Origin of the sequence: Agromyces sp. Soil535 (genome assembly GCF_001428255.1) — a bacterium.
Taxonomy (GTDB): domain Bacteria; phylum Actinomycetota; class Actinomycetes; order Actinomycetales; family Microbacteriaceae; genus Agromyces.
This window is the reverse complement of the sequence record NZ_LMRW01000029.1, coordinates 47,805-69,794: the sequence shown is the minus strand read 5'-3', so window position 1 is coordinate 69,794 and position 21,990 is coordinate 47,805. Positions and strand designations below refer to the sequence as shown.

The window sequence follows — 21,990 nt, the reverse complement described above, 5'->3', positions numbered from 1 at the left end:
GGGGAGTCAACTTACGCACCCGTCGTTTCAGTCGTGTTTCAGGATCTCCGACCACCCGAGCGCGCGTTCGACGAGGGCGATGTCGCTCGCGCGGGGCCCCACGAAGCACACCCCGATCGGTGCACCGCCCGCGGTGAGTCCCGGCACCGAGACGGCGGGCCGGCCGGTCGCGCCGGCGACCGCCGTCATCCGCAGCGTCGCGGTGCGGATGGCTTCGATCTCCGCCCCGTCGGCGTCGGTCGACGGTGCGACGGATGCCGCGGAGGGCAGCACGAGCACGGTGTCGCCGAGCGCCGCGTCGATCGCCGCCCTGGCGCCGTCGAGCGCGGCCCGCGCCTCGCCGGCCGCCTCGGCCGTGATCGTGGAGGCCCACGCGAAGCGCGCGGCGATGTCGTCTCCGAGCGCGCCGGGGTGCGCCTCGATCCACGGTCCGTGCTGCGCCCACGCCTCGGCCGCCTGCACCGTGCGGAACGCGGCGTACAGCGCATCGAGCGCGTCGGTGCTGAACGCGGGATCGTCGAGCGTGCCGACCTCCGAACCTGCGGCGTCGAGGGCGTCGACCGCTACGGCGAAGGCACGAGCGACCTCGGGGGTCGCAGAGTCTGCGAGCGCGGGCGCCGTCACGAGCCGCGCGCCCGGGGTGCGCGCGTCCATCGTGTCGAGGCTCGCACGCGTCACGGCGGCGAGGGTCTCCCCGTCGCGGGTGAGCCAGCCGACCGTGTCGAAGCTCGGCGCGAGGGGGAGCACCCCATCGACGCTCACGGCGCCGTGCGTCGTGCGCAGGCCCCAGAGTCCCTGGTACGACGCAGGGATGCGGATCGAGCCGGCCGTGTCGGTCGCGAGTCCGATCGTCGCGTGACCCATCGCGACGGCCGCCGCCGGGCCGCTCGACGAGCCACCCGAGATCGCGCCGGGCACAACGGCGTTCGGCGGCGTCCCGTAAGCGGAGTTGCGGCCGGCGATGCTGTAGGCGAACTGGTCGGTCTGCGCGATGCCGCGAACGGATGCCCCGGCGGCCTGCAACGCGCGGAGGCTCGCCGCCGAACGCGGCGCGGGCTCGGCGGCGGCGAGGTACGCGGGCACCCCGGCGCCGAGCGGAAAGCCCTCGACGGCGAAGACGTCCTTGACGGCCACCGTGTGCCCGTCGAGCTGGCCGGCCGCGGTCGGCCGGACGAGCGGTTCGCCGACCACGCGCCAGATCCGCCGGTCGAGGGCGCGCGGCGGCGCGGAGACGTGCGCGGCGGTGATGCGCCACACCCCGTCCTGGCGCTCCCAGAGCTGGCTGACCAGCCCCCGCCCGCCCGTGAGGGGTGCCGTCACGGCGGCGAGCCATGCATGGTCGGCGTCGATCGACCGCACGTGGAGGGCCTCGATGATGCGCTTCGGCGCCCCGCCGCGTCGGCCGCGGAACCGCGTGATCGTCTCCCGACCCACGAGCAGGCCGCCCTCGTCGCCACGGATGGTCGAGGGTCCCGGCGCGAAGTACTCCTCGAGGGCCTCGAGGTCGTCTGTCATGAGCGCGGCTTCGTAGCCGAGCGCCGCCTCGACGAGTCCGTCAGGAGCCGGCACACCGTCGGGCAGCTGCACCGGCACGTCGTGGCCGCCAGACTGCGGCATCCGCTCAGCCACCTCGCACCGCCCGGAAATCGCTCGTGCGGATGCGCGCGTGGACTCCCTTCACCAGGTCGACGACCTGCGAGATGTCGAAGTCCGTCGCGGCGCTGAGATAGGCGTAGGCGAGATGCGGGTCCATGCCGTACCGCGCCCCGAGGAGGCCGATCGCCTGGCGCACGCAGTTCTGCATCGCGAGGTCGAGGTCGGCGTCGAGGCCCGTCGGGACGAGGTACTCGCTCGTCTCGGCGAGCGGGCCTGCGAGCTCGCCGAAGTCGCGCACCGCGGTCTCGGCCGGCACCACCTCGAAGCGGATCGTCGCGCGGAGCGACGCCTCGAGCGCGGTCAGCGCGACCTCGCCGCCGCCCTGCGCGAAGTGGGGATCGCCGACGTACGCGAGCGCTCCGGGCACCTGCACCGGCAGGTACAGGGACGCCCCCTCGGTGAGCAGGTTGATGTCGATGTTGCCGCCGTGCGCGCCGGGCGGCACCGAGTGGGGTCGCTCGTCGGCGTCGACGGCGATCCCCATGATGCCGAGGAACGGCGCGAGCGGGAAGCGGATGCTGCGCTCTCCACCCTCGACGACCGGGAGCGCGCCGAACCAGTCGCCGTGCTCATCCTGCTCGATGGGCGTGAACACGCTGACGTTGCCCGCCTGCAGCGGGTACTCCCCCGCGAGGGCACCACGGCCGTGCCGGTTCGAGATGACGCCGTACGGCACGCGGGGCGTCACATCGACGACGATGAGCTTCAGCAGGTCGCCCGGCTCCGCGCCTCGCACGCGGATCGGGCCGGTGACGACGTGGGGTCCGTCCTTCGCCGGGTCTCGGGGGTGAGCGGATGCCGCGAGCGCCACCGCCTCGTCGAGCACGTGCTCGCGCTCCACACGGTGACCTCCGAAGTACGCCACCGGGTCGCGACCCTGGTCCTCGAGGATGCCCTCGTGGCTCACCGTATCGATGACGACCGCCTCGCCCGGGTCGACCGTGAGCACGGGCGAACTGCCGCGCGCAGGCAGTCGTCCCCAGCTCAGCGCAGCCGGCTCGGCCGGGAGGTACGTCGCTGCGCTGTCGACGCCCGAGCCCGCCTGCAGCACCCCGTGAAATCCACCCATCCAGCACCCGTCCGCGTGAAGCCGTGACCGTCGTATGTCATCCTTGGTCGAGAGTACCGTCCTACCGCCCGGTGCTCGCCGACGACGTCGATACGGGGCTTCACCTGCGAGGAGACCCGTGATCTCGACCCTGCGCCGCCACCCTGCCGGCACCCACCTCGGACTCATGCTCGCGTTGACGTTCTCGACGGGCATCATCGACGCGGTCGGCTACCTCGGCCTCGACCGGGTCTTCACGGGCAACATGACCGGCAACATCGTCATCCTCGGCATGGCCCTCACCGGCGCCGACGGCCTGCCGATCCTGGGGCCCGTGCTCGCCCTCGTCGGCTTCATGGTCGGGGCTGCGGTGGCCGGTCGCCTGCTCCGCGACCTCGCCGCGGGATGGAGCACCAGCACCACCGTCGTCTTCGCCATCGTGGCGCTCGTCCTCCTCACGGCGGGCGTCGTGATGGTCGTGCTCGCCGACCCCGCCGAGCCCGTGCTGCTCACGGTCACGACGGCGCTCGGCCTCGCCATGGGCGCGCAGGCCGGCGCTGCGCGCCACATCGCGGTGAAGGACGTGACGACGGTCGTGGTCACCTCGACGATCACGGGCCTCGCCGCCGACTCCGTCTTCGGCGCTCGGGTCGACACGCATCCGTGGCGCCGCCGCGCCGGTGCGATCGCGCTGATCGGAACGGGCGCCGCCGTCGGCGCGCTCGCGCTCAATGTGCACATCGGCCTCGGCATGGCCCTCTCCGCGGTCATCACGATCGTCGTCACCGTGATCGGCCATCTCGCTCGTCCGCGCGACTGACGGGACCGAGTGGGGAGGACAGCATGTCCGACGCCACCGTCGGACGGTCCCACGTTTGGGGTCTTCTGGTTCGAGACGTCCGGGCGTACTCTGACCGCATCCGCACGATCTGTGAGCCTGGGGGGCGAAGTACAGGCGTGTGCTCGGGCCGTGGGGAGAGGAACGCAACCCGCGCTCCTAGCAGGCCGGGCAGCGACGCCGGGCCGCGTCAAAAGGAACAGATCATGCGCAAGATACTCGCGACATTCGCGCTCACCGGCCTGCTGGTCGGCGCCTCAGCCATGGGGGCCGCGGCAGCGCCACTCGCCGACAACTGTACGCGCGACCAAGGCACCGTGACGTGTACCACGTTCGACGGCCCCGGAAACAACCAGGCAGGTGTCGGAACCACCGACTCGGCGGAAACGCAGGGCAACACCACGAACAAGAGCCCCGAGCCTCAAGACCTTACTGACGAGTGCACGTGGAGCCCGCCCACAAGCCAGGGAGCACCAAACGGCTGCTGACGGCATGAGCAGAATCGAAGCCTCCGACAAGCGTGCGCTTGCGGGGGCTTCGAGTTCATCCTGCCGCCGCCGGCGCACCGGCGCACGGTCCCGTGGCTGACGGCTCCGATCACGGTCACCGGCCCCCTCAGCCCGAGACCTTCGCGAGCACGGCATCGACCTCTGCGATCCACGCGGCCTTCGCGGCATCCGTCGCGAATGTCGACTCGAAGGAATTGCGCGCGAGCATCGCGAGCTGGGAAGCATCGAGGGAGAGCGCCGACTCCATCGCTCGGTAGTTGTCGTCGACATAGCCGCCGAAGTAGGCGGGGTCGTCGCTGTTGACCGACACGAGCAGGCCCTCGGCCAGCATGGCCGTGAGCGGATGCTGCGCGAGGTCGCTCGGCGCCGTCCGCAGGGCCACGTTCGACAGCGGGCACACCGTGAGCGGAATCCGCTCGTCGCGGAGGCGTTGCACGAGCGCCGGATCCTCGAGGGCCCGATTGCCGTGGTCGACGCGCTCCACCTTCAACATGTCGAGCGCCTCCCGCACGTATTCGGGGCCGCCCTCCTCGCCGGCGTGCGCCACGCGGTGCAGCCCCTCGGCCGCGGCCCGTGCATACACCTCGGTGAACAGCGACGGCGGGTAGCCGACCTCAGCCGAGTCGAGGCCCACGCCGATGAAAGAGTCCCGGAACGGCAGCGCCGTCTCGAGCGTCTGCATCGCCGCGTCGGCGCCGAGGTCGCGCTGGAAGCACAGGATGAGATCGGCGGAGAGGCCGCTGCCGCGCGTCGCGTCCGCGATGGCCGCGTCGAGCCCACGGATGACCGCCTCGAACGGTACGCCGTTGCCGAGGTGCGTCTGCGGGTCGAAGAAGATCTCCGCCCGACGCACGCCGGCCTGCTCGGCGCGACGCAGGTATGCGCTCGCGAGGTCGTAGAAGTCCTGCTCCGTTCGCAGCACGGAGAGGTTCGAGTAGTACACGTCGAGGAACGACTGCAGGTCGGCGAACGCATACCGCGCCGTCAGCACTTCGGGGTCGTAGCTCGGCAGCCGCACGTCGTTGCGGCGGGCGAGCTCGACGAGGAGATCGGCTTCGAGGGTGCCCTCCACGTGGACATGGAGTTCAGCGGTGGGCCAGGTGGTCATGTCTCTCCTCGATCGAGTGCGGCGTCCATCCGACGGCGCTCAGGCCGCGGTCGATGGGGGCAGTCTGTCATCGTCGAGCGGTCCCGTCGACCGGATGACCCGCACGGGAGAAGCCCGGGGAGGCAGACTGGTCCCGTGAGCCAACGCCGGAGCTCGTGGGTGCTGCACGTCGACCTCGACCAGTTCGTCGCGGCCGTCGAGGTGCTGCGGCATCCGGAGCTCGCGGGCAAGCCGGTGATCGTCGGCGGACGCGGCGATCCGACCGAACGGGCCGTGGTCTCGACCGCCTCCTACGAGGCCCGCGAGTTCGGGGTCGGCTCGGGAATGCCGTTGCGCATCGCGGCCCGCAAGGCACCGGAGGCGGTGATCCTCCCGGTGGACGGGGAGGCGTACATGACCGCATCCGAAGAGGTCATGACCACGCTCCGCGCACAGCCGGGAGCGATCGTACAGGTGCTGGGCTGGGACGAGGCGTTCGTCGGGGTGCAGACCGAGGACCCCGAGGCGTATGCCCGCCGCCTGCAACAGGCCGTGCTCGAACGCACCCGCCTGCACTGCACGGTCGGCATCGGCGACACTCTGGTGAGGGCCAAGGTCGCGACCGGGTTCGGCAAGCCGCGCGGGGTGTTCCGGCTCACGGCCGACAACTGGTTCGAGGTGATGGGCGACCGGCCGACCATCGACCTGTGGGGCGTCGGCACGAAGATCTCCCGTCGCCTCGCCGGGCTCGGCATCGCCACCGTCAGCGAGCTGGCCGCCGCCGAACCCACGCGCCTCATGGCGGAGTTCGGGCCGAGGATGGGCCCGTGGTACATCCTGCTCGGTCGTGGCGAAGGTGCGCACGTCGTCGATGACACGCCCTGGGTGGCACGCGGCCACAGCCGGGAGACGACGTACCAGCAGGACCTGACGGAGCCCGCGCAGGTCGAAGAGGCGGTGCGAGAGTTGACCGCCAGAGTGCTCGAGGACATCGCGGCCGAGGGCCGACCCGTGATCGGGCTGACGCTCAAGGTGCGCTATGCGCCGTTCATGACGAAGGTCTTCACGAAGAAGATCGCTGAGACCTTCGACCGGGAGGTCGTACTGGCTCGCGTCCTGGAACTGGTCGCCCGGATCGAGCCGGACCGGCCCATCCGGCTGCTCGGGCTGCGGGCCGAGATGCCCATGCCCGAGGATTCCCGCGAAGGACACACGCCGACGCGCAGCGGCTGGTGACGCGGGGCCGAGTGCGACGCAGCGCCGGGCGCGAGGGGCGAAGGCCCCGATCCGGAGGGACCTTGTGCCCCACGTCCGCCGACGTGTTCGGGACACGCTCGAAACACAAGGGAAGGAGCATCATGCATGAGACGACTGTGGTCGGGTGGGACGGCAGTGCGACCGCCGCGAACGCGATCGACTGGGCGGTGGGCCGTGCGCTGTCGCAACCCGTCGGCGCTCGTCGCCTGCAGATCGTGCGCGCCGTCGACGACACCGCGTTCGCCGCCGACGAGCCAGGGAAGAGGCGGGCCGTCGATGCGGCGACCGCCGAGATCGCCGCACTCGCGGCAGGCCTCACCGCAGACCACCCCGAGCTCGACGTCCGCACGGAGGTCGTGCGCGGTGAGGTCGGAGACGTCCTCACGGATCGGACGGGCCCGGATGCCCTCGTGGTCGTGGGCGGTGAGACCCGTCACACGGAGGAGTACTGGTACAGCACGCGACTGGGCGCCCGCCTTGCCGGAGCTGCCCACGGCCCCGTCGCGGTCGTCCCGCCCGGCGACGATCTCCCCCGCTCCGGCGTCATGGTCGCGGTCGACGACAGCCCGGCCGCCCTCCACGTGTGCCGCTTCGCCGCCCAGCTCGCCACTGCGAGGGGCGACGCGCTCCACGCCGTGCATGTCGGCACGCGATCGCACACCATCGGCACCGACCAGGAGCTCCTCGATGACCAGATCGCCCCCGTGGTCGCGGAGTTCCCCGAACTCAAGGTCGAATCCCATCTCGAGTCCGGCTCGACGGCTGGCGCGCTGCTGCGACGTGCACGCGAGCGAGCGGTGGTCGTCGTCGGCTCCCGGCAGCAGGACGCGGTGCGACGCCTGTTCCTCGGCTCGGTCAGCCACGCGCTGGTGACCAATGCACGGTGCCCCACCGTTGTGGTGCCACCGCAGGACGCTGAGGGTCGCTGACGCACCGCGTCGGGATGTCGCCCGCACCTGACGGCGTGGAGAGCGCTGTTGGTTGCGGCGGTCCGGACCGGGGCTGGAGAATGCTCGCATGAGCGAGCTCGATGAAGACCGCGCCATGGAGAACGTCATCGACCGCCTCTCGCAGCGGTTCCCGTCCCTCACCCGCGACCACGTCCAGCAGGTCGTGGGCGAGGAATTCGCGCGCCTCGAGGAAGGCCGCATCCGCGACTTCGTCCCCGTGCTCGTCGAGCACGCCGCGAAGGAGCGGCTCAGCAGTGAAGCCGAGCCGGTGAGCATCCCTGCCGACGAATCCGCGGTCGCCGCTCCCGCGACCGACGAGCCCGTCGAGCTCGACCCGATGGAGATCGAGCGGAGGTCCCGATCCTCGGGGTTCCTCTTCGGAGACCTCGGCGGCGGCCCGACCTGACGCCCGGGTCAGGACTCGGCGATACGTACATGAGCGGTCCGACCGCTAGTGGCCGCTCCTCCGCCGCCCGCCTCGTTCTTGGCGTCGCTGTCGATGATCAGTCGGGTCCTCAAGTGCTCCAGTCCTCCTTCAGGGGAGCGGTACCGGGACGGGTCGATCGACCGAGGTGGTGAGTTCCACACGGCGGCCAGCAGCGGCCGAGTCGAGCAGCGCGGTCATGATCTCGAGACTGTGCAGCGCGACATCCGCGCCGGCCCGCGCCAGACGCTCGGGGTCGGCCCGAACGAAGTCGAGCAGCCCCACGCCACGGGCGCTGTCGGCATAGCCCGCGGACGGCTCGAGGGTCTGCCATCCGGGCGGACCATCGAGGGGCGCGAGCCGCACGTCGCCGTCGAACTGGTTCGGATCGGGCACGGCGAGCGTGCCGCGTTCGCCGTGCACCTCGATCGGCGCGGCGGTCGTCGCGGTGCCGTCGAAGCTCGTAGTGAGGGTCGAGAGGGCACCGTTCTCGTGTTCTAGGATGCCGGTCACGTGGGTATCGACCTCGACGGGGATCCGCTCGCCCGCGCGCATCCCGCTCGCGATGACGCGTTCGCCACGCAGGCGACTTGCGGCACCGATCACGGATCGCACCGGACCGAGCAGGTGGATGAGCGCGGCGACGTAGTACGGCCCCATGTCGAGCAGCGGCCCGCCCCCCTCGCGGTAGGTGAAGTCGGGATTCGGGTGCCAGCGCTCGACTCGAGCGACCGGCTCGCTCTCCAGCTCGCGCTGTCAGATGGTCGGTCGCGCGACTACCACGACGAGGCACGGATCGCTCAGTTGTTGCATTCCGTTGCCACGGACCTTTCGGTCGCTTGTACTTTGGTGCTGTGATGAGCGCACCAGGTGGTCGGCGGAATTTCTTCGCCGCGGCCACCGAGAGTGTGAGTTTCGGGGTCGCGAATCACCTGACCGCTGCCGCGGTGGTCCTCCCGTTCATCTGTGTCGCATTCGGTGGGAGCGCCTTCGCAGCTGCACTGATCTTTCCGATCTACATCGCTGCCAACCTGCTTGGGTCGGTCGTGGCGCCTCGCGTGTTGGGTCTGCGTTCCGTTGCGAGGTCACTCGCGCTGATTCTGGCCTTGATCGCGACCGCGTTCGCGATCACTGGGGTTGGGATCTCGTTGGTAAGCCCCGAGTGGCTGAACGCACTCTGGGTTGTCGCCGCTGTCGTGGGCCTGTTATCAGGCATCGCATCGATCGCCGTGGTGGAGGTGATGTCCTCTTCGCTTGCATCGTCGGAGAAGTCGGCTCTCGGCGTCGTGCAGAGCACCGGTGGCGCGGTAGTGACTCTGGTGATCACGGTCGTCCTGGGGGCGTTCTTCCTGGACCCCAACGGCAGGGACGCTCACATCGCTCTCCTCTGGATCGGAATCACCGCGATGGTTGTCGCAGCGCTATCCCTGCTGCGCATGCGCCCGACCGGGTCCGGTCCGGCAACCAGGAACGAACCGGTCGGCATTCTCACGGTGTTGAGGTCTCGACCCGATCGGAAGTACCCCTGGGTTCGGGAGTTTCTGATCACCCAGGTGCTCTTCCTCTCCATCGCCCTGGGAACGAGCTTCTACAGTGTCCACGGCGCCACCCTGCATGGGCAGAAATCAGAGGCCCTTCACTACATCGTCGCGGTCACGGCGATTGGGAGTCTGCTGTTCACCGCGCTGTGGATGTTGAGCCGACACAAGGCGACGATTCGCGGATTACTGCTGACGGCCGCGGCCCTCGGTGTCTGCGCAGCACTTGCAGCGCTCATCGCGGACTACAGCGGTGCTCAAGCGCTGCCGATTCTGAGCGGCGTCGTCATCGTCTTCGCAGCAGCTGGTGCGGCGGCGACGTCGAGCACGCGGTCGACGTGGATGTATCACAACCTCGGACAGGAGAACGACACCGAGGTGATCATCTTCTGTCAGATTGTGCTGGGCGTCACCGCCACAGGCGTCGGACTCGTCTTCAGCATGCTCGCTCGCCTCGACGCAGTGGCGCCGGCATGGGTCATGCTCATCCTGTCCGGCTATGCACTCATCCATGCGCGAAGAGGACCCCGCGTCCGCATCGCGGAGCTCCACCCCGACCATCTCCACAGCAACCATGGACGTCACTTCGGTGGATTCCACTGGTGACTCGGCCACGATCCACCCGCACACAACAGGAGCCCTCCCGAAGGTAGGACTTCATGTCGTCGATGTCCCGAGACATCCACAAAGGATGTCCCGACACCTCACCGTGGCGGTACCGGTGGGATTTGAACCGGGAATACTGCAGGTGAAAGACGTGGGTGGCGACCGAACTTGGCGCGGCACGGGCTGCGCGTTCGGCGCGTCGGTCGCTGAGGCCATGCGGGTCGCTGCGTGCTCAGCTCGCTCGTCGGAGCCAAGCCAATACGGTGCTCACTCGAAGTTGCGCGCCACGATGGCAGCTCGGATTCGGGACGCATCGGGCGGGTTGAGTCGGCTGACAAGCTCGAAGGTCGCGGCCGCCGCAGTCGCGTCGTCGGTACGCTCAGCGAGCGCTTCGAACCCCAGGTAGATCTGGTGCAACAGCACTGACACGGCGACCTCGCTCGTGGTGGCCCGGAACGCGTCGACGCAGTACGGCAGCGTGGAGGAGGTCATCCAGGCTCGCCGCGCAAGGATCCGGCAAAGGACCTGAAGGTTGGAAGCGACGGTCTCTTCGTCGGCGGCAATATTGATCAGCCACTGGGCGATCGCGTGAACATAGCCGACGAGAACGGCAGGGTCGGCGACATTGGCGTCGATTTGGGTCGTCGACCAGCCGGCACGTTCCTGCACGGCATCGCCGTTGGCGAACTTGATCGCCTGCATCACACCCAGAGGGTTGGGTGCCAGCGTCACGGCGAGGTTCCAAATGGATGGCGAGAAGTCGACGCCGGTGTATCCAGCCGCAATCAATGTGGCGTCCGCGAGGTCGAGCAGCTCAGCATCGATGACCGCCTCAGTGCGGAGGTGCCGGATCAGGGCGGGCGTATCGAACGCGTGCCCGCCGGTTAGACGCGCCACGCCACCCAGGGCGCGATCGTCGGACCAGAGCGGCAGACCGGTATCGACCGCATGGTCCGCGGCGAGCAGGAACGACCCGCGGAAGTCCAGCTCGGCGAGTCGCTCGATCGCGGTGAGCTGCGAATGCGAGTCGAGCGCGAGGAGGCTGAAGGTTTGCACGACCGACTCCGCAAGCGCCGCCGCAGCTGCGATCTCGTCGGGCGTGCGGTGCTCGACGGACGGCAGCTCCGCGCCCTCCCCTGGGTGCAAGCTCATCCCGCTGTCGCGGGATATGACGCGAGCCCCCTCGACCGCGTCAGACTGCTGGTCCGTTAGCGCCCGAGCGTTGGCAAAGTGCCCGGTGAGCAGCACCCGAAGCGGCTCCGGCAGTCGGGCGATGGTGACGAGCGCGGAGAGATCGAGAATGATGCCGCGATCGTGGGCGGCCCGGAAAGCGCCGGCCTCGGCGTCGGCGTTCGTCGGTCCCGTGAAGACAGGACCTGTGGAGCGGGCGATGAGCCCCTCCAGGTAGGTCTTCCCTGCAACCTCGCTGGCGAAGCCGTAGGGAAGCGTCCCGTCAGAGATCTGCTGTACCAACTCGGGGCGCGGTCGGCCCTCCCCAAGCACCCCCTGCAGCGATCGCAAAGGGTCCTCGAGATCGACCTCAACCTGACGGATGGCACCGTCCGGGAAGTCGCGAAAGTAGTTGCCGAGCAGCTCCTGGAAAGCTTCGATATCCGGATCGAGCTCTTCGACCGCCTCAGATCCGGCCTCCGCCTCATCACCCACAGGCTGACCTTCGCGAGGGCCGGTGAACAGAGCGCCCACGAGAGCGGTGCGAATCGGTTCATTGTCGGGAAAGCGGGCCGCGACTTTCAACGCGTCGCGGGCCGTGCCGACCTCCGAACCGAATGTGCGCACCAGCTCGATCCAGGCGGACACCTCGACCTCAGTCTCCGGTTCCGGCCCGCCGGCCGCCAGCCAGGTCGCACGGGCGGCGTCGTAGTCGTTGAGCCTGATCTGGCAATACAGGAGCGCCCACGCAGCGGACGTGTCGCTCGCATCGTCAGCCAGCATCTGTGCGGCCGAGCTCAGTGCACGTTGCCAATCGCCGGAGGCGGTCTGGGCCTCGACGAGCAGTCCGTAGGCCATGCGGCGGCCACCCCAGCCGTCGCCTGCAACGGCGAGGGCGGCGTGCACCTGCTCGATCGTGGTGGCGAACTGACGCTGGCGCAACTGAAAGCGGGCGGACTCGAGCCACAGGTCTGGGTCGCCCCACCGAAGCGCGGCATCGGCAGCAAGGGCGGCGGCAGCAGCCTCATCGCCTTCACGTCGGAAGTAGTTGTAAAGGAACTGCGCGCCACGATGCTCGGCGTTGGCAAACCCGCGGAACGCCTCTAGCGCGCCCGGCTGATGACTGTACAGATCCGCAACTTGCGAGATCTCGTCGGCCAGGTCGGCGTTGGATGTGCGCAGCTGGTCAAGGAACGGCGATCGCACGCCGCGGAACGCCAGCTGTAGAGCTAGGTCGGCCTTCTCACCCCACTCCTCATTCGCGTCGATAGCGGCCTGCCAGAACAGGATGGCGTCCTCGCTTCGGTCTTCGCGGTCAGCGATCACCGCCTCAATGTGCGGGCGCTCACTCGCCGGGGCATCGGCGACCAGGCGTTTCGCTATCTCCAAATCACCGCGCTGAGCATGCACAAGCGCCGATTCCGCGATCACCGTCGGGTGCCGAAGCTCCTCCGGGGTCGCGGGAACTTCGCCCACGCCATTGGCGATGTCGAGCGCGCCGCGGTGATCGGCGAGGAGACGTCGGACCCGGATCTCAGTGGCGAGCGCCTGGCCGGACTGAAGCCCCCAGCGGCGACGCTTGGCTCGGGTGTCGACAACGAGTACGAGGGCACTGGACAGGTCGGAACGATGACCGGCGCTCCGGTTCATCATGTGCCTGGCCATTAGCGCCTGTACGGCAAGGAGGGCAGCAGCGGTGGAGTCAAACTCGGTCGCGGTGTTCTTGGCCATCGTGATGGCGTCGTCGATTCGTCCGGTGGCTTGGTAGTAATGAATGAGGAGTATGCGGCGATGGATCTCCTCGCGACGGCTCGGTGGCTCCCATCCCTCGAGAGTGACAATGGCCTGCTCGGCACCGTCAGGGTGCAGGGTCGCAATCACGAGCGGGTAGTCACTTACCTCTGCAAGAAACGCCGCAGCCGGTCCGACTTCGCTGATCCCCCTGAGACCCAGCAGCCGGATCAACCAGTATCCGCGTGGCTCGGCCCTCTTTGCGAGGGCTAGTTCCACGAACGCGATCGCCAGTTCCTGATCCGCGACCTCGGGAAGGTCGGCGGCGATGTCCGAAATGACACCGAGCAACTCGCCGGGACCATGGGCCAGCGATGGCGGCGGGTTGCTCGCCCAGCGACGAAGCAGAGCTACGCGGTCGGCACTGGTCGCAAGCGCGCCGACGACTTCGGCGGTGGCCGGCCAGACCTCGCGGAGCTCGCGTAGCTCGCGCGCACGGCTCGGGTGCATTTCGGTGAGTCGGTACTCGAACACGGTGTCGTCACGGGCACCTGTGTCGATGCCTTTGCCGACCCGCTCGATCGTGGCGATGATCTCCTGATTCCCGTCCAGAAGCTGCTCGTGCCGTGACGATGCTTGGTTCTCGCGGAACTGCGACGCGGGCGTACTGCCGGGAAGGCGGATTGCAAACGCACGGGTGAGGCGCTCCCGCAGCAGGTTCACGCCGCCGCGGTCGGTGGGATTGATGAGGATCGCGAGTGCCTGGTGCAACTCATCGCCGTCTCTGGGGATGCGTGCCAGGTTCTCCGCGAAGCCCGGCGCATACATCACGCGGCGCAGCCCGATGCTATCGATTCGATACCCGGCCGTGCCGAGCTCCGATCGAACTTTCCGCACCACACGAACCTCGAGAAGGAAGCGCTTCACACCCCGAATGACTGGCCCACCGGCGAGACTGATCAGCCCGATCGGGTCGGTCATTGTCCTCTCCTCAGCTCGTCGGGCCTTCCGTTCAATAGGTCAGCCGCGGCCGTCTCTCGTTTCGGTCGCTCAAAAAAGGTGTTCCACTGGCGGATGCGCCCGTTCTCGCTGAGGACGATCAACGCCGTGTCTGAGCAGCCAGTTGCGGGCGACGTTGCTCGCCTCTGACCAGAGATATGAACCATGCGCGAGTACAGCAACTATGGCAGCCGACTATTGCTGAGCCAACACCGGTCGCCGACTTCCCCGTCATAGACACTCCTTTCAGCGTGTACACATTCCCTTGGCGTCGGCGAGAGAACCTCGTCGCGAGACTCCAGCGCGAGTTTCGCCGCGTCGCCCGTTCGCGCCGGCTCACGCGCAACTCCTCGGGTCTCGTCGCCCCACAGTTGTGGGGGCTACCGTGGGCACCGTCGTCACGTTGGCACGGCGTCGATCACGCCAGTTGCGATTCGGAACTGCCGAGTTGTTGCCAATTGCCACGGATCGCACCGTGAACGTAGAAAAACCCCTGATCAACAGAGGTTTTTCATGGCGGTACCGGTGGGATTTGAACCCACGGTGGGCTTTCACCCACACAACTTTTCGAGAGTTGCACCTTCGGCCGCTCGGACACGGTACCGAGGACGATCTTAGACGACTTCGGAGCGTCGGCCAAAACGAGCGGATGCCCCATCCGGCGTTCAGCGGCCGTTCAGCGTGCTCCCATACCGTCGGCGGCGTGGTGATGTCGAGCCGAGTCCTCCGCGTGTCGATCGTGGTCGCCGCCCTCGCGGCGACGGGCATCGCGGCACCCGTCGGCTGGCGCCGCTTCCGTGCTCGCCTCGCCGCGAACTCGCTCGTGCTGAACGAGACACTGCCGGTGCACTCGAAGTGGTGGCGCGACCACGCGAAGCTCGAGGGCGAGTTGCTGTACGTCGCGATCGGCGACAGCGCCGCGCAGGGCATCGGGGCGAGCCGCCCCGACCGCAGCTACGTGGGCGTGCTCGCCGATGAGATCCGCTCGGTCACCGGATGCACCGTGCGCGTCGTGAACCTCAGCGTCTCGGGCGCCACCGTCGACCTCGCCGTGCAGGACCAGCTCCCCCGGTTCGTGAAGCTCCGGCCTGACATCATGACGGTCGCGATCGGCGCGAACGACATCGCGGGATGGGATCCCGCGGCGTTCGAGCGCGGCATCCGCACCACCTACGCGGCGCTCCCGCAGCACGCCCTCGTGGCCGACCTGCCGTTCTTCTACTTCCCGCACAACGAGCGCAGGGTCGCCGTGGCGAACCGCATCGTGCGCCGAGTCGCCGCCGAGCACGGCCTCACCGTCGTGCCGTTGCACGCCACGACGAAGCACCAGGGCATCTCCGGCATCCTCACCCAGTTCGCGATCGACCTCTTCCACCCCAACGACCACGGCTACCGGGTCTGGGCCGACGCGTTCGGTCCGTCGCTCGCGGCCCAGCTCGTCGAACGTTTCATGGTCCCGGAGGTCACGACAGCCGACCTCACGGCACCGGATGTCACGGCACAGGATGTCGCGGCGTCGGATGTCGGGGGCCGAGGCTAGTCTCGGGACATGGCCCGCCCCACGTCCGCATTCCGGTGCACCGAATGCGGTTGGAGCACGGTGAAGTGGGTCGGTCGTTGCGCAGAATGCCAGCAATGGGGCACCGTCGTCGACGCCGCAGAGCAGACCGGCATCGTCCGCTCGCTGCAGGCGGTCGTGCCGAGCTTGGCGCGCGCCGCGCGACCGATCGGCCAGGTCGACGTCGAGCACGCCGCGCATCGTGCGAGCGGCATCGGCGAGTTCGACCGCGTGCTCGGCGGCGGCATCGTCGCCGGCGCGGCCATCCTGCTCTCCGGCGAGCCGGGCGTCGGCAAGTCGACGCTCCTGCTCGAGGTCGCCGTACGTGTCGCTGCCACCGGGCGTCGGGTGCTCTACGTGAGCGCCGAGGAGTCCACGGCCCAGGTGCGCCTCCGCGCCGGCCGCACCGGCGCCCTGCACGACGAGCTCTACCTCGCCGCCGAGACCGACCTCGCGACCATCCTCGGGCAGGTCGACCAGGTTGCCCCCGAGCTCCTCATCGTCGACTCGGTGCAGACCGTGTCGAGCTCCCTCTCCGACGGGCTGCCCGGCCAGCCGAGCCAGGTGCGCGAGGTCGCATCGACGCTCATCCGCGTGGCGAAGGACCGGCAGCTGCCCGTGCTCCTCGTGGGTCACGTCACGAAAGACGGCTCGATCGCCGGGCCGCGGCTGCTCGAGCACCTCGTCGACGTGGTGTGCCAGTTCGAGGGTGACCGGCAGACGGCCCTCCGCTTCGTGCGAGCGCTCAAGAACCGCTTCGGTCCCACCGACGAGGTCGGATGCTTCGAGATGACCGGGGACGGCATCGCCGAGGTGCCCGACCCCTCCGGTCTCTTCCTCAGCCGTTCACGCAATGCGGTGAGCGGCACCTGCGTCACGGTCGCCCTCGAGGGCCGTAGGGCACTGCCCGTCGAGATTCAGGCCCTCGTCGTCACCACGAAGGCGCCGCAGCCGCGGCGCGTCGTGAACGGCGTCGATCCGTCGCGCGTCGCCATGATCATCGCAGTGCTCGAACGCCGGGCCGGGCTGCGCCAGCTCGGCGAGCACGACGTCTACGTCTCGACGGTCGGCGGGGTGCGACTCGCAGAGCCCGGCGCCGACCTCGCCATCGCGGTGGCGATCGCGTCGGCCATGCGCGACCGTGCGGTGCCGCACGAGCTCGCGGCCTTCGGCGAGATCAGCCTCGCCGGCGAGGTGCGTCCGGTCACGTCGGCGAAGCAGCGCGGCAGCGAGGCGCGTCGGCTCGGCTACACCACGATCCTCGACGTCGAGGCCGGCAGTGTGCGCGCGGCCGTCGAGCGGGCGATGATGGCGTCCTCCTCGAGCGGCGAGCGGGAGCTCGACGCCGCGTTCTGACGGATTTCTGCGGGTTGAGGAGCGCCCGAAGGGCGCGTCTCGAAACCCGGCGCACGGGCAATCGGGTTTCGAGACGCCCGCTGCGCGGGCTCCTCAACCCGCGAGGTTCGCTACGCCTCGAGCGCGCGCAGCAGCTCGCCCGGCGGCGCCTGCATGGGATGGGGCCCTGCGATGTCGAGGAACACGGTCGTGATCGTCGACTCATATCGCTTCAGGAACGTGCGCAGCCACTCGGGGCTCTGCAACCCCACGGTGGGCGGAAGGTTCGTGGGCTTGTTCGCGGCGTCGCTGAACAGCAGCAGCGCCACCTCGCCCGTCTCCGGGTCGCGGTAGGTCCAGACTTCGCCGCCATCGAGCGGCTTGTCGCGCGGACCCGGCTTCACGAGCGGCACCACGGTGTTGCCGTGCCGGAGCGCGAGCGCGACGGCCGCGATGTCCTGGCGCTCGAGGGCTTCGGCGAGCGCCTGCGAACGGAACTCCACCGGCTCGCTCGGCTTGCCGGTCTTCTTGCGCTGCGCCATGCCTCCAGCGTAACGAGCGGATGCCGCGCCCGAGCGCTATCCGTCGCTAGGACGTGCCTCCACCCAGGCCGCCGTTCAGCAATCCGAGTCGAGCATTGAACGTGGTCTCGATCGGCACCTCGCCCGCACTCGGACTCGGACCCGGACCCGGGCCCGGGGGCAAGCTCGAAGCGTCGGCTGCCTCGGCGATGCGGATGGGCGTCGCCCCTTCGCCTCGCAGACGCTCGCGCGCCTCGTGCTCGACGAGCACCGGAACGAAATCGCGGATCGGGTTGCCCTCGAGCTCGAGGTGCTCCTCGCCCACGATGGCCGCGACATGATCGCGGGACACGTCGGGAAACCGTGCCGCGAGCCGATCGACGACCTCGTCGACGGCGCGCGCCTCCTCTTCGGCGTTCATGGGTCGAGTCTGCGCCGGGCGACGGCCGTGATCAAGAGACCCTGGTCTCGTCACAGCGACCTCGCACGTTCGAGGAGGCCGAGCTCGAGCCGGCATCGTGGGGTCAACGGGGCCGCCGTCGTCATCGTCGACGCCTCGGACCCTCACGATCCGGCTGTGAGGACAGCATAGGTCACGTCGCCCGATCTGCAGCAATCACCCCCGAACGGGTCACGCGCGTTGTCCGCCAAAAGGGGGACAATGGCTGAGGGCGTCCCCACAGTGACGAACCCACCGGGCCCCGGCTTGACGCCCGCAAAGCCCGTCGCCGGGGCTCGGCTCCCCCCTCACCCGCTCAGTAGAGCTGGAACTGCTTGGTGGTCGGCGACGCGAACCCGTCGATCGAGACCGAGAGGTGGTACGACGCCCCCTCCGCCGGCACGGCCTCGCGCGGGCCCTCGCAGGTTTCGGCGCTCGACCGCGTGCGGTCCCACACGATCGGCACGCTCGACGAGATCGGCGTGCCGGGGGTGAGCGACACCTCCGCATCGATCGGGTCGACCTGGCAGTCGGTGGAGAGCCAGTAGACCTCCTCTCCGCTGGTGATCGTGAAGACCTGCGCCTTCGTGCCCGCATTCAGCACGCACACGTTCTTGCCGGTGTTCGTGATCGTCACCGACAGTTGCGGCTGCTCACCGGTCTCGTAGACCGACTTGTCGGTGAGCGCCTCGACCAGGATGTGCTTCTCCTTGCACGCGTCGCCGTCGGCGGCGGTGGGCTCGGTGGGGATCGCGGTCGGCGGCGTCGTGGGTTCGTCAGTCGCGGAGGGGTTCGCCGACGTGGTTCCGCCGCCTGCATCCGACTCATCGCCCTGGCTCGAGCCGGGGCGCACGATGATGAGCACGATCGCGACGATCACGGCGACCAGTCCGAGCAGCACCATGAGCCGACGACGCCGGTACACCTGCGGTGGCTGCCGCCGTGCCGGTGCAGGATTCGTCGACATGCCCTCAGGGTACGACCGGGATGCCATTCGTCCCGGCAGCCGGGCGGCGCGCCGGATGCCCCGTCAGAGGCGCTTCAGCATGCGTGTGTTGCCGAGGGTGTTCTGCTTCACGCGGGCCAGGTCGAGGAACTCGGCGACGCCCTCGTCGTGCGAGCGCACGAGCTCGGCGTACACGTCGGGGTCGACGGTCTCGGCGCCCATGTCCTCGAAGCCGTGCCGGCCGAAGAACCCCACCTCGAACGTGAGGCAGAACAGGCGGCTGAGGCCCAGCTCGCGCGCCTCGGACTCGAGTTCCTCAAGCAGGGCATGCCCGACGCCGCGACCCAGCCAGGCGTCGTCCACGGCGAGCGTGCGCACCTCGCCGAGGTCCTCCCACATCACGTGCAGCGCACCGGCACCGATCAGGGTGCCGTCGGCGGTCTCGGCGACGCGGAACTCCTGCACAGAGCCGTAGAGGTCGACGCGCTCCTTGCCGAGCAGAATGCGTCGGGAAACGAGCGGCTCCACGAGTGCGATGATCTTCGGCACGTCGCTCGTGCGCGCGCGGCGCAGTGTGTAGTCGGTCATCCGTTCATCGTTGCAGAATTCAGGAACGGCAACCGCCGTCGCCGCCGAACGCGGGCCGATTTCGGCCCTGATCGCGCGACTTGGACATGGCGTTCCTGAATTCTGCACGGGCACGCGTGAAACACCTGGAGAACGGCGAAGAGCGGATGCCGCGTGGCATCCGCTCTTCGAACCGTGCGGCGTTACTCGCCCGATGCGGCCGCGAGGTCGGGGCTCACCGGCCCCGTGCCGATGGCGGCGTTGGAGTTGATGCCCACGCCGACGGGCAGCGCCCGCTGCGACGTGGTGATCACGAACTCGCCGTCGCGGAAGTCGACAAGCACGTGGTCGCCCGAGTTGAGCTCGCCGTGCAGGATCTTCTCCGAGAGGCGGTCCTCCACCTCGTGCTGCACCGCGCGACGCAGCGGCCGGGCGCCCAGCGCCGGGTCGAAGCCGACCTCGATGAGGCGCTCCTTCGCGGGGAGCGTGAGCTCCACCGTCATGTCGCGATCGAGCATGCGGTCGCCGAGTCGCTTGATGAACAGGTCGACGATCTGGAGGAGCTCCTCCTTCGACAGCTGCGGGAACACGATGATCTCGTCGACGCGGTTCAGGAACTCGGGCTTGAAGTGCTTCTTCAGCTCCTCGTTCACCTTGCCGCGCATGAGGTCGTAGCCCGTGCGCGGGTCGCCCTCGATCTGGAAGCCCACCGGGCCGCCCGAGATGTCCCTCGTGCCGAGGTTCGTCGTCATGATGATGACGGTGTTCTTGAAGTCGACCACGCGGCCCTGGCCATCGGTCAACCGGCCCTCTTCCAGGATCTGGAGGAGCGAGTTGAAGATGTCGGGGTGCGCCTTCTCGATCTCGTCGAAGAGCACGACGCTGAACGGCTTGCGACGCACCTTCTCGGTGAGCTGGCCGCCCTCCTCGAAGCCGACGAACCCTGGAGGTGCGCCGAACAGGCGCGAGACCGTGTGCTTCTCGCCGTACTCAGACATGTCGAGCGCGATCATCGCCGCCTCGTCGTCGAAGAGGAACTCCGCGAGCGCCTTGGCGAGCTCGGTCTTGCCGACGCCCGTGGGGCCGGCGAAGATGAACGAGCCCGAGGGACGCTTCGGGTCCTTGAGACCGGCGCGCGTGCGGCGGATCGTCTTGGCGAGGGCCGAGATGGCCTCCTCCTGGCCGATGACGCGCTCGTGCAGGGCCTTCTCCATGAAGACGAGTCGCGACGACTCCTCTTCGGTGAGCTTGAAGACGGGGATGCCGGTGGCCTGCGCGAGCACCTCGGCGATCAGACCCTCGTCGACGACCGCGGTCGTCTTCACGTCGCCCGACTTCCACTGCTTCTCGAGGCGGAGGCGTTCACCGAGCAGCTGCTTCTCCTCGTCGCGGAGCGACGCGGCCCTCTCGAAGTCCTGTTCCTCGATCGCGGTCTCCTTGGCTGCGCGGACGACCGCGATCTTCTCGTCGAATTCACGCAGCTCGGGCGGGCTCGAGAGGATCGAGAGGCGCAGGCGCGCTCCGGCCTCGTCGATCAGGTCGATCGCCTTGTCGGGGAGGAAGCGGTCGGAGACGTAGCGGTCGGCGAGGTTCGCCGCGGCCACGAGCGCGCCGTCGGTGATGGACACCTTGTGGTGCGCCTCGTAACGGTCGCGAAGGCCCTTCAGGATGTTGATCGTGTGGGGCAGCGACGGCTCCTGCACCTGGATGGGCTGGAAGCGGCGCTCGAGCGCGGCATCCTTCTCGAAGTGCTTGCGGTACTCGTCGAGCGTCGTGGCGCCGATCGTCTGCAGCTCACCGCGCGCGAGGAGCGGCTTGAGGATCGACGCGGCATCGATCGCTCCCTCGGCGGCGCCCGCACCCACGAGGGTGTGGATCTCGTCGATGAAGACGATGATGTCGCCGCGAGTGCGGATCTCCTTCGTGACCTTCTTCAGGCGCTCCTCGAAGTCGCCGCGGTAGCGGGAACCCGCGATGAGCGAGCCGAGGTCGAGCGAGTAGAGCTGCTTGTCCTTCAGCGTCTCGGGGACCTCGTTCTTGATGATCGCCTGTGCGAGGCCCTCGACGACGGCGGTCTTGCCGACGCCGGGCTCGCCGATCAGCACGGGGTTGTTCTTGGTGCGGCGGGAGAGGATCTGCATGACCCGCTCGATCTCCCTCTCGCGCCCGATCACGGGGTCGAGCTTCCCCTCGCGCGCGGCCTGCGTGAGGTTGCGACCGAACTGGTCGAGGATCTGCGAGCCGCCCTGCGGCTGCTGCTGGTCGTTCGCGCCCACCTGCACCTGCTCCTTGCCCTGGTAGCCGGAGAGGAGTTGGATGACCTGCTGGCGCACGCGGTTGAGGTCGGCGCCCAGCTTGACGAGCACCTGGGCGGCGACGCCCTCGCCCTCGCGGATGAGGCCGAGCAGGATGTGCTCCGTGCCGATGTAGTTGTGGCCGAGCTGCAACGCCTCGCGCAGGCTCAGCTCGAGCACCTTCTTGGCGCGCGGCGTGAACGGGATGTGCCCGGTCGGCTGCTGCTGGCCCTGGCCGATGATGTCCTGCACCTGCTCGCGCACTGCGTCGAGCGAGATGCCGAGCGACTCGAGCGCCTTGGCGGCCACGCCCTCACCCTCGTGGATGAGGCCGAGCAGGATGTGCTCGGTGCCGATGTAGTTGTGGTTCAGCATCTTGGCCTCTTCCTGGGCCAAGACAACGACACGACGGGCTCGGTCGGTGAATCTCTCGAACATCCTCAACTCCTCACGGCGCCGGCTTGGTAGGGGCGTCGATACAACGAGCGTAAACACTACGGATGCCGCGTGGGCCCCT

Annotated in this window: 19 protein-coding genes and 1 tRNA gene; 9 read left to right on the top strand and 11 right to left on the bottom strand. The window is 68.8% G+C overall.

The features are described 5' to 3' along the window. Window positions 1-27: 27 nt before the first annotated feature. Both ASG80_RS21980 and ASG80_RS21975 read right to left on the bottom strand, forming a co-directional pair. On the bottom strand, window positions 28-1,617 hold the full coding sequence (locus ASG80_RS21980) for an AtzH-like domain-containing protein (RefSeq protein ID WP_056734784.1): 1,590 nt from the start codon (window positions 1,615-1,617) through the stop codon (window positions 28-30). A 4-nt stretch (window positions 1,618-1,621) separates the two neighbouring features. After that, entirely contained in the window at window positions 1,622-2,725 is a 1,104-nt protein-coding gene (locus ASG80_RS21975; RefSeq protein ID WP_056734782.1) for an acetamidase/formamidase family protein, read from the bottom strand. A 118-nt stretch (window positions 2,726-2,843) separates the two neighbouring features. Between ASG80_RS21975 and ASG80_RS21970 the strand changes: the two genes are divergently transcribed. After that, window positions 2,844-3,524, top strand: coding sequence for a YoaK family protein (locus ASG80_RS21970; protein WP_235508444.1), 681 nt, complete (start codon window positions 2,844-2,846; stop codon window positions 3,522-3,524). Between the two features lie 224 nt (window positions 3,525-3,748). Then, the gene (locus ASG80_RS23830) at window positions 3,749-4,030 is read left to right on the top strand and encodes a hypothetical protein (protein WP_156402023.1); all 282 of its coding nucleotides are present in this window, start codon (window positions 3,749-3,751) and stop codon (window positions 4,028-4,030) included. Window positions 4,031-4,157: 127 nt separating this feature from the next. Here ASG80_RS23830 and ASG80_RS21965 read toward each other — a convergent pair whose 3' ends face one another. Next, window positions 4,158-5,159, bottom strand: coding sequence for an adenosine deaminase (locus ASG80_RS21965; RefSeq protein WP_056734780.1), 1,002 nt, complete (start codon window positions 5,157-5,159; stop codon window positions 4,158-4,160). A gap of 159 nt (window positions 5,160-5,318) precedes the next feature. Here ASG80_RS21965 and ASG80_RS21960 point away from each other — a divergent pair, with 159 nt between their 5' ends. The 3 genes from ASG80_RS21960 to ASG80_RS24280 all read left to right on the top strand — a co-directional run bounded on the left by ASG80_RS21960 (window position 5,319) and on the right by ASG80_RS24280 (window position 7,751). Next, on the top strand, window positions 5,319-6,374 hold the full coding sequence (locus ASG80_RS21960; protein ID WP_056734777.1) for a DNA polymerase IV: 1,056 nt from the start codon (window positions 5,319-5,321) through the stop codon (window positions 6,372-6,374). A 122-nt stretch (window positions 6,375-6,496) separates the two neighbouring features. Beyond that, window positions 6,497-7,324 (top strand): universal stress protein, encoded by an 828-nt coding sequence (locus ASG80_RS21955; protein ID WP_056734776.1) that lies wholly within the window; start codon window positions 6,497-6,499, stop codon window positions 7,322-7,324. An 88-nt stretch (window positions 7,325-7,412) separates the two neighbouring features. Further along, complete coding sequence (locus ASG80_RS24280; protein WP_200952663.1) at window positions 7,413-7,751, top strand: three-helix bundle dimerization domain-containing protein; 339 nt, start codon at window positions 7,413-7,415, stop codon at window positions 7,749-7,751. Window positions 7,752-7,880: 129 nt separating this feature from the next. On the opposite strand, the gene ASG80_RS21945 is transcribed toward ASG80_RS24280, so the two are convergent. Next, the gene (locus ASG80_RS21945) at window positions 7,881-8,396 is read right to left on the bottom strand and encodes a hypothetical protein (RefSeq protein WP_235508450.1); all 516 of its coding nucleotides are present in this window, start codon (window positions 8,394-8,396) and stop codon (window positions 7,881-7,883) included. On the opposite strand from ASG80_RS21945, the gene ASG80_RS24275 reads away from it, so the two are divergent. Both ASG80_RS24275 and ASG80_RS21940 read left to right on the top strand, forming a co-directional pair. Continuing rightward, window positions 8,283-8,627, top strand: coding sequence for a hypothetical protein (locus tag ASG80_RS24275; protein ID WP_200952661.1), 345 nt, complete (start codon window positions 8,283-8,285; stop codon window positions 8,625-8,627). The two genes, ASG80_RS21945 and ASG80_RS24275, sit on opposite strands and share 114 nt — an antisense overlap. Beyond that, on the top strand, window positions 8,627-9,913 hold the full coding sequence (locus ASG80_RS21940; RefSeq protein ID WP_156402022.1) for a hypothetical protein: 1,287 nt from the start codon (window positions 8,627-8,629) through the stop codon (window positions 9,911-9,913). Before ASG80_RS24275 ends, ASG80_RS21940 begins: the two co-directional genes overlap by 1 nt. Before the next feature lie 267 nt (window positions 9,914-10,180). Here the strand turns inward: ASG80_RS21940 and ASG80_RS21935 are convergent, their stop codons facing one another. After that, a complete protein-coding gene (locus ASG80_RS21935; RefSeq protein ID WP_056734772.1) occupies window positions 10,181-13,795 on the bottom strand; it encodes a hypothetical protein in 3,615 nt (1,204 codons plus the stop codon). Window positions 13,796-14,327: 532 nt separating this feature from the next. After that, a tRNA-Ser gene (locus tag ASG80_RS21930) sits at window positions 14,328-14,417 on the bottom strand. Between the two features lie 105 nt (window positions 14,418-14,522). On the opposite strand from ASG80_RS21930, the gene ASG80_RS21925 reads away from it, so the two are divergent. Together ASG80_RS21925 and radA are read left to right on the top strand one after the other, a co-directional pair. Then, entirely contained in the window at window positions 14,523-15,353 is an 831-nt protein-coding gene (locus ASG80_RS21925) for an SGNH/GDSL hydrolase family protein (RefSeq protein WP_082590916.1), read from the top strand. 9 nt (window positions 15,354-15,362) lie between these two features. Further along, window positions 15,363-16,727, top strand: coding sequence for a DNA repair protein RadA (radA, locus tag ASG80_RS21920; protein ID WP_056734770.1), 1,365 nt, complete (start codon window positions 15,363-15,365; stop codon window positions 16,725-16,727). A 110-nt stretch (window positions 16,728-16,837) separates the two neighbouring features. Here radA and ASG80_RS21915 read toward each other — a convergent pair whose 3' ends face one another. The 5 genes from ASG80_RS21915 to ASG80_RS21895 form a co-directional block, all read right to left on the bottom strand. Then, on the bottom strand, window positions 16,838-17,248 hold the full coding sequence (locus ASG80_RS21915; protein WP_056734768.1) for a hypothetical protein: 411 nt from the start codon (window positions 17,246-17,248) through the stop codon (window positions 16,838-16,840). Between the two features lie 46 nt (window positions 17,249-17,294). Next, window positions 17,295-17,648 (bottom strand): three-helix bundle dimerization domain-containing protein, encoded by a 354-nt coding sequence (locus ASG80_RS24270; protein ID WP_200952660.1) that lies wholly within the window; start codon window positions 17,646-17,648, stop codon window positions 17,295-17,297. 334 nt (window positions 17,649-17,982) lie between these two features. Further along, window positions 17,983-18,633: a hypothetical protein gene (locus ASG80_RS21905; protein WP_056734766.1), complete on the bottom strand. Its 651-nt coding sequence runs from the start codon at window positions 18,631-18,633 to the stop codon at window positions 17,983-17,985. Window positions 18,634-18,696: 63 nt separating this feature from the next. Then, entirely contained in the window at window positions 18,697-19,200 is a 504-nt protein-coding gene (locus ASG80_RS21900) for an amino-acid N-acetyltransferase (RefSeq protein WP_056734764.1), read from the bottom strand. Between the two features lie 182 nt (window positions 19,201-19,382). Beyond that, window positions 19,383-21,911, bottom strand: a complete 2,529-nt coding sequence (locus ASG80_RS21895) for an ATP-dependent Clp protease ATP-binding subunit (RefSeq protein WP_056734762.1) — start codon at window positions 21,909-21,911, stop codon at window positions 19,383-19,385. Between the last annotated feature and the right edge of the window lie 79 nt (window positions 21,912-21,990).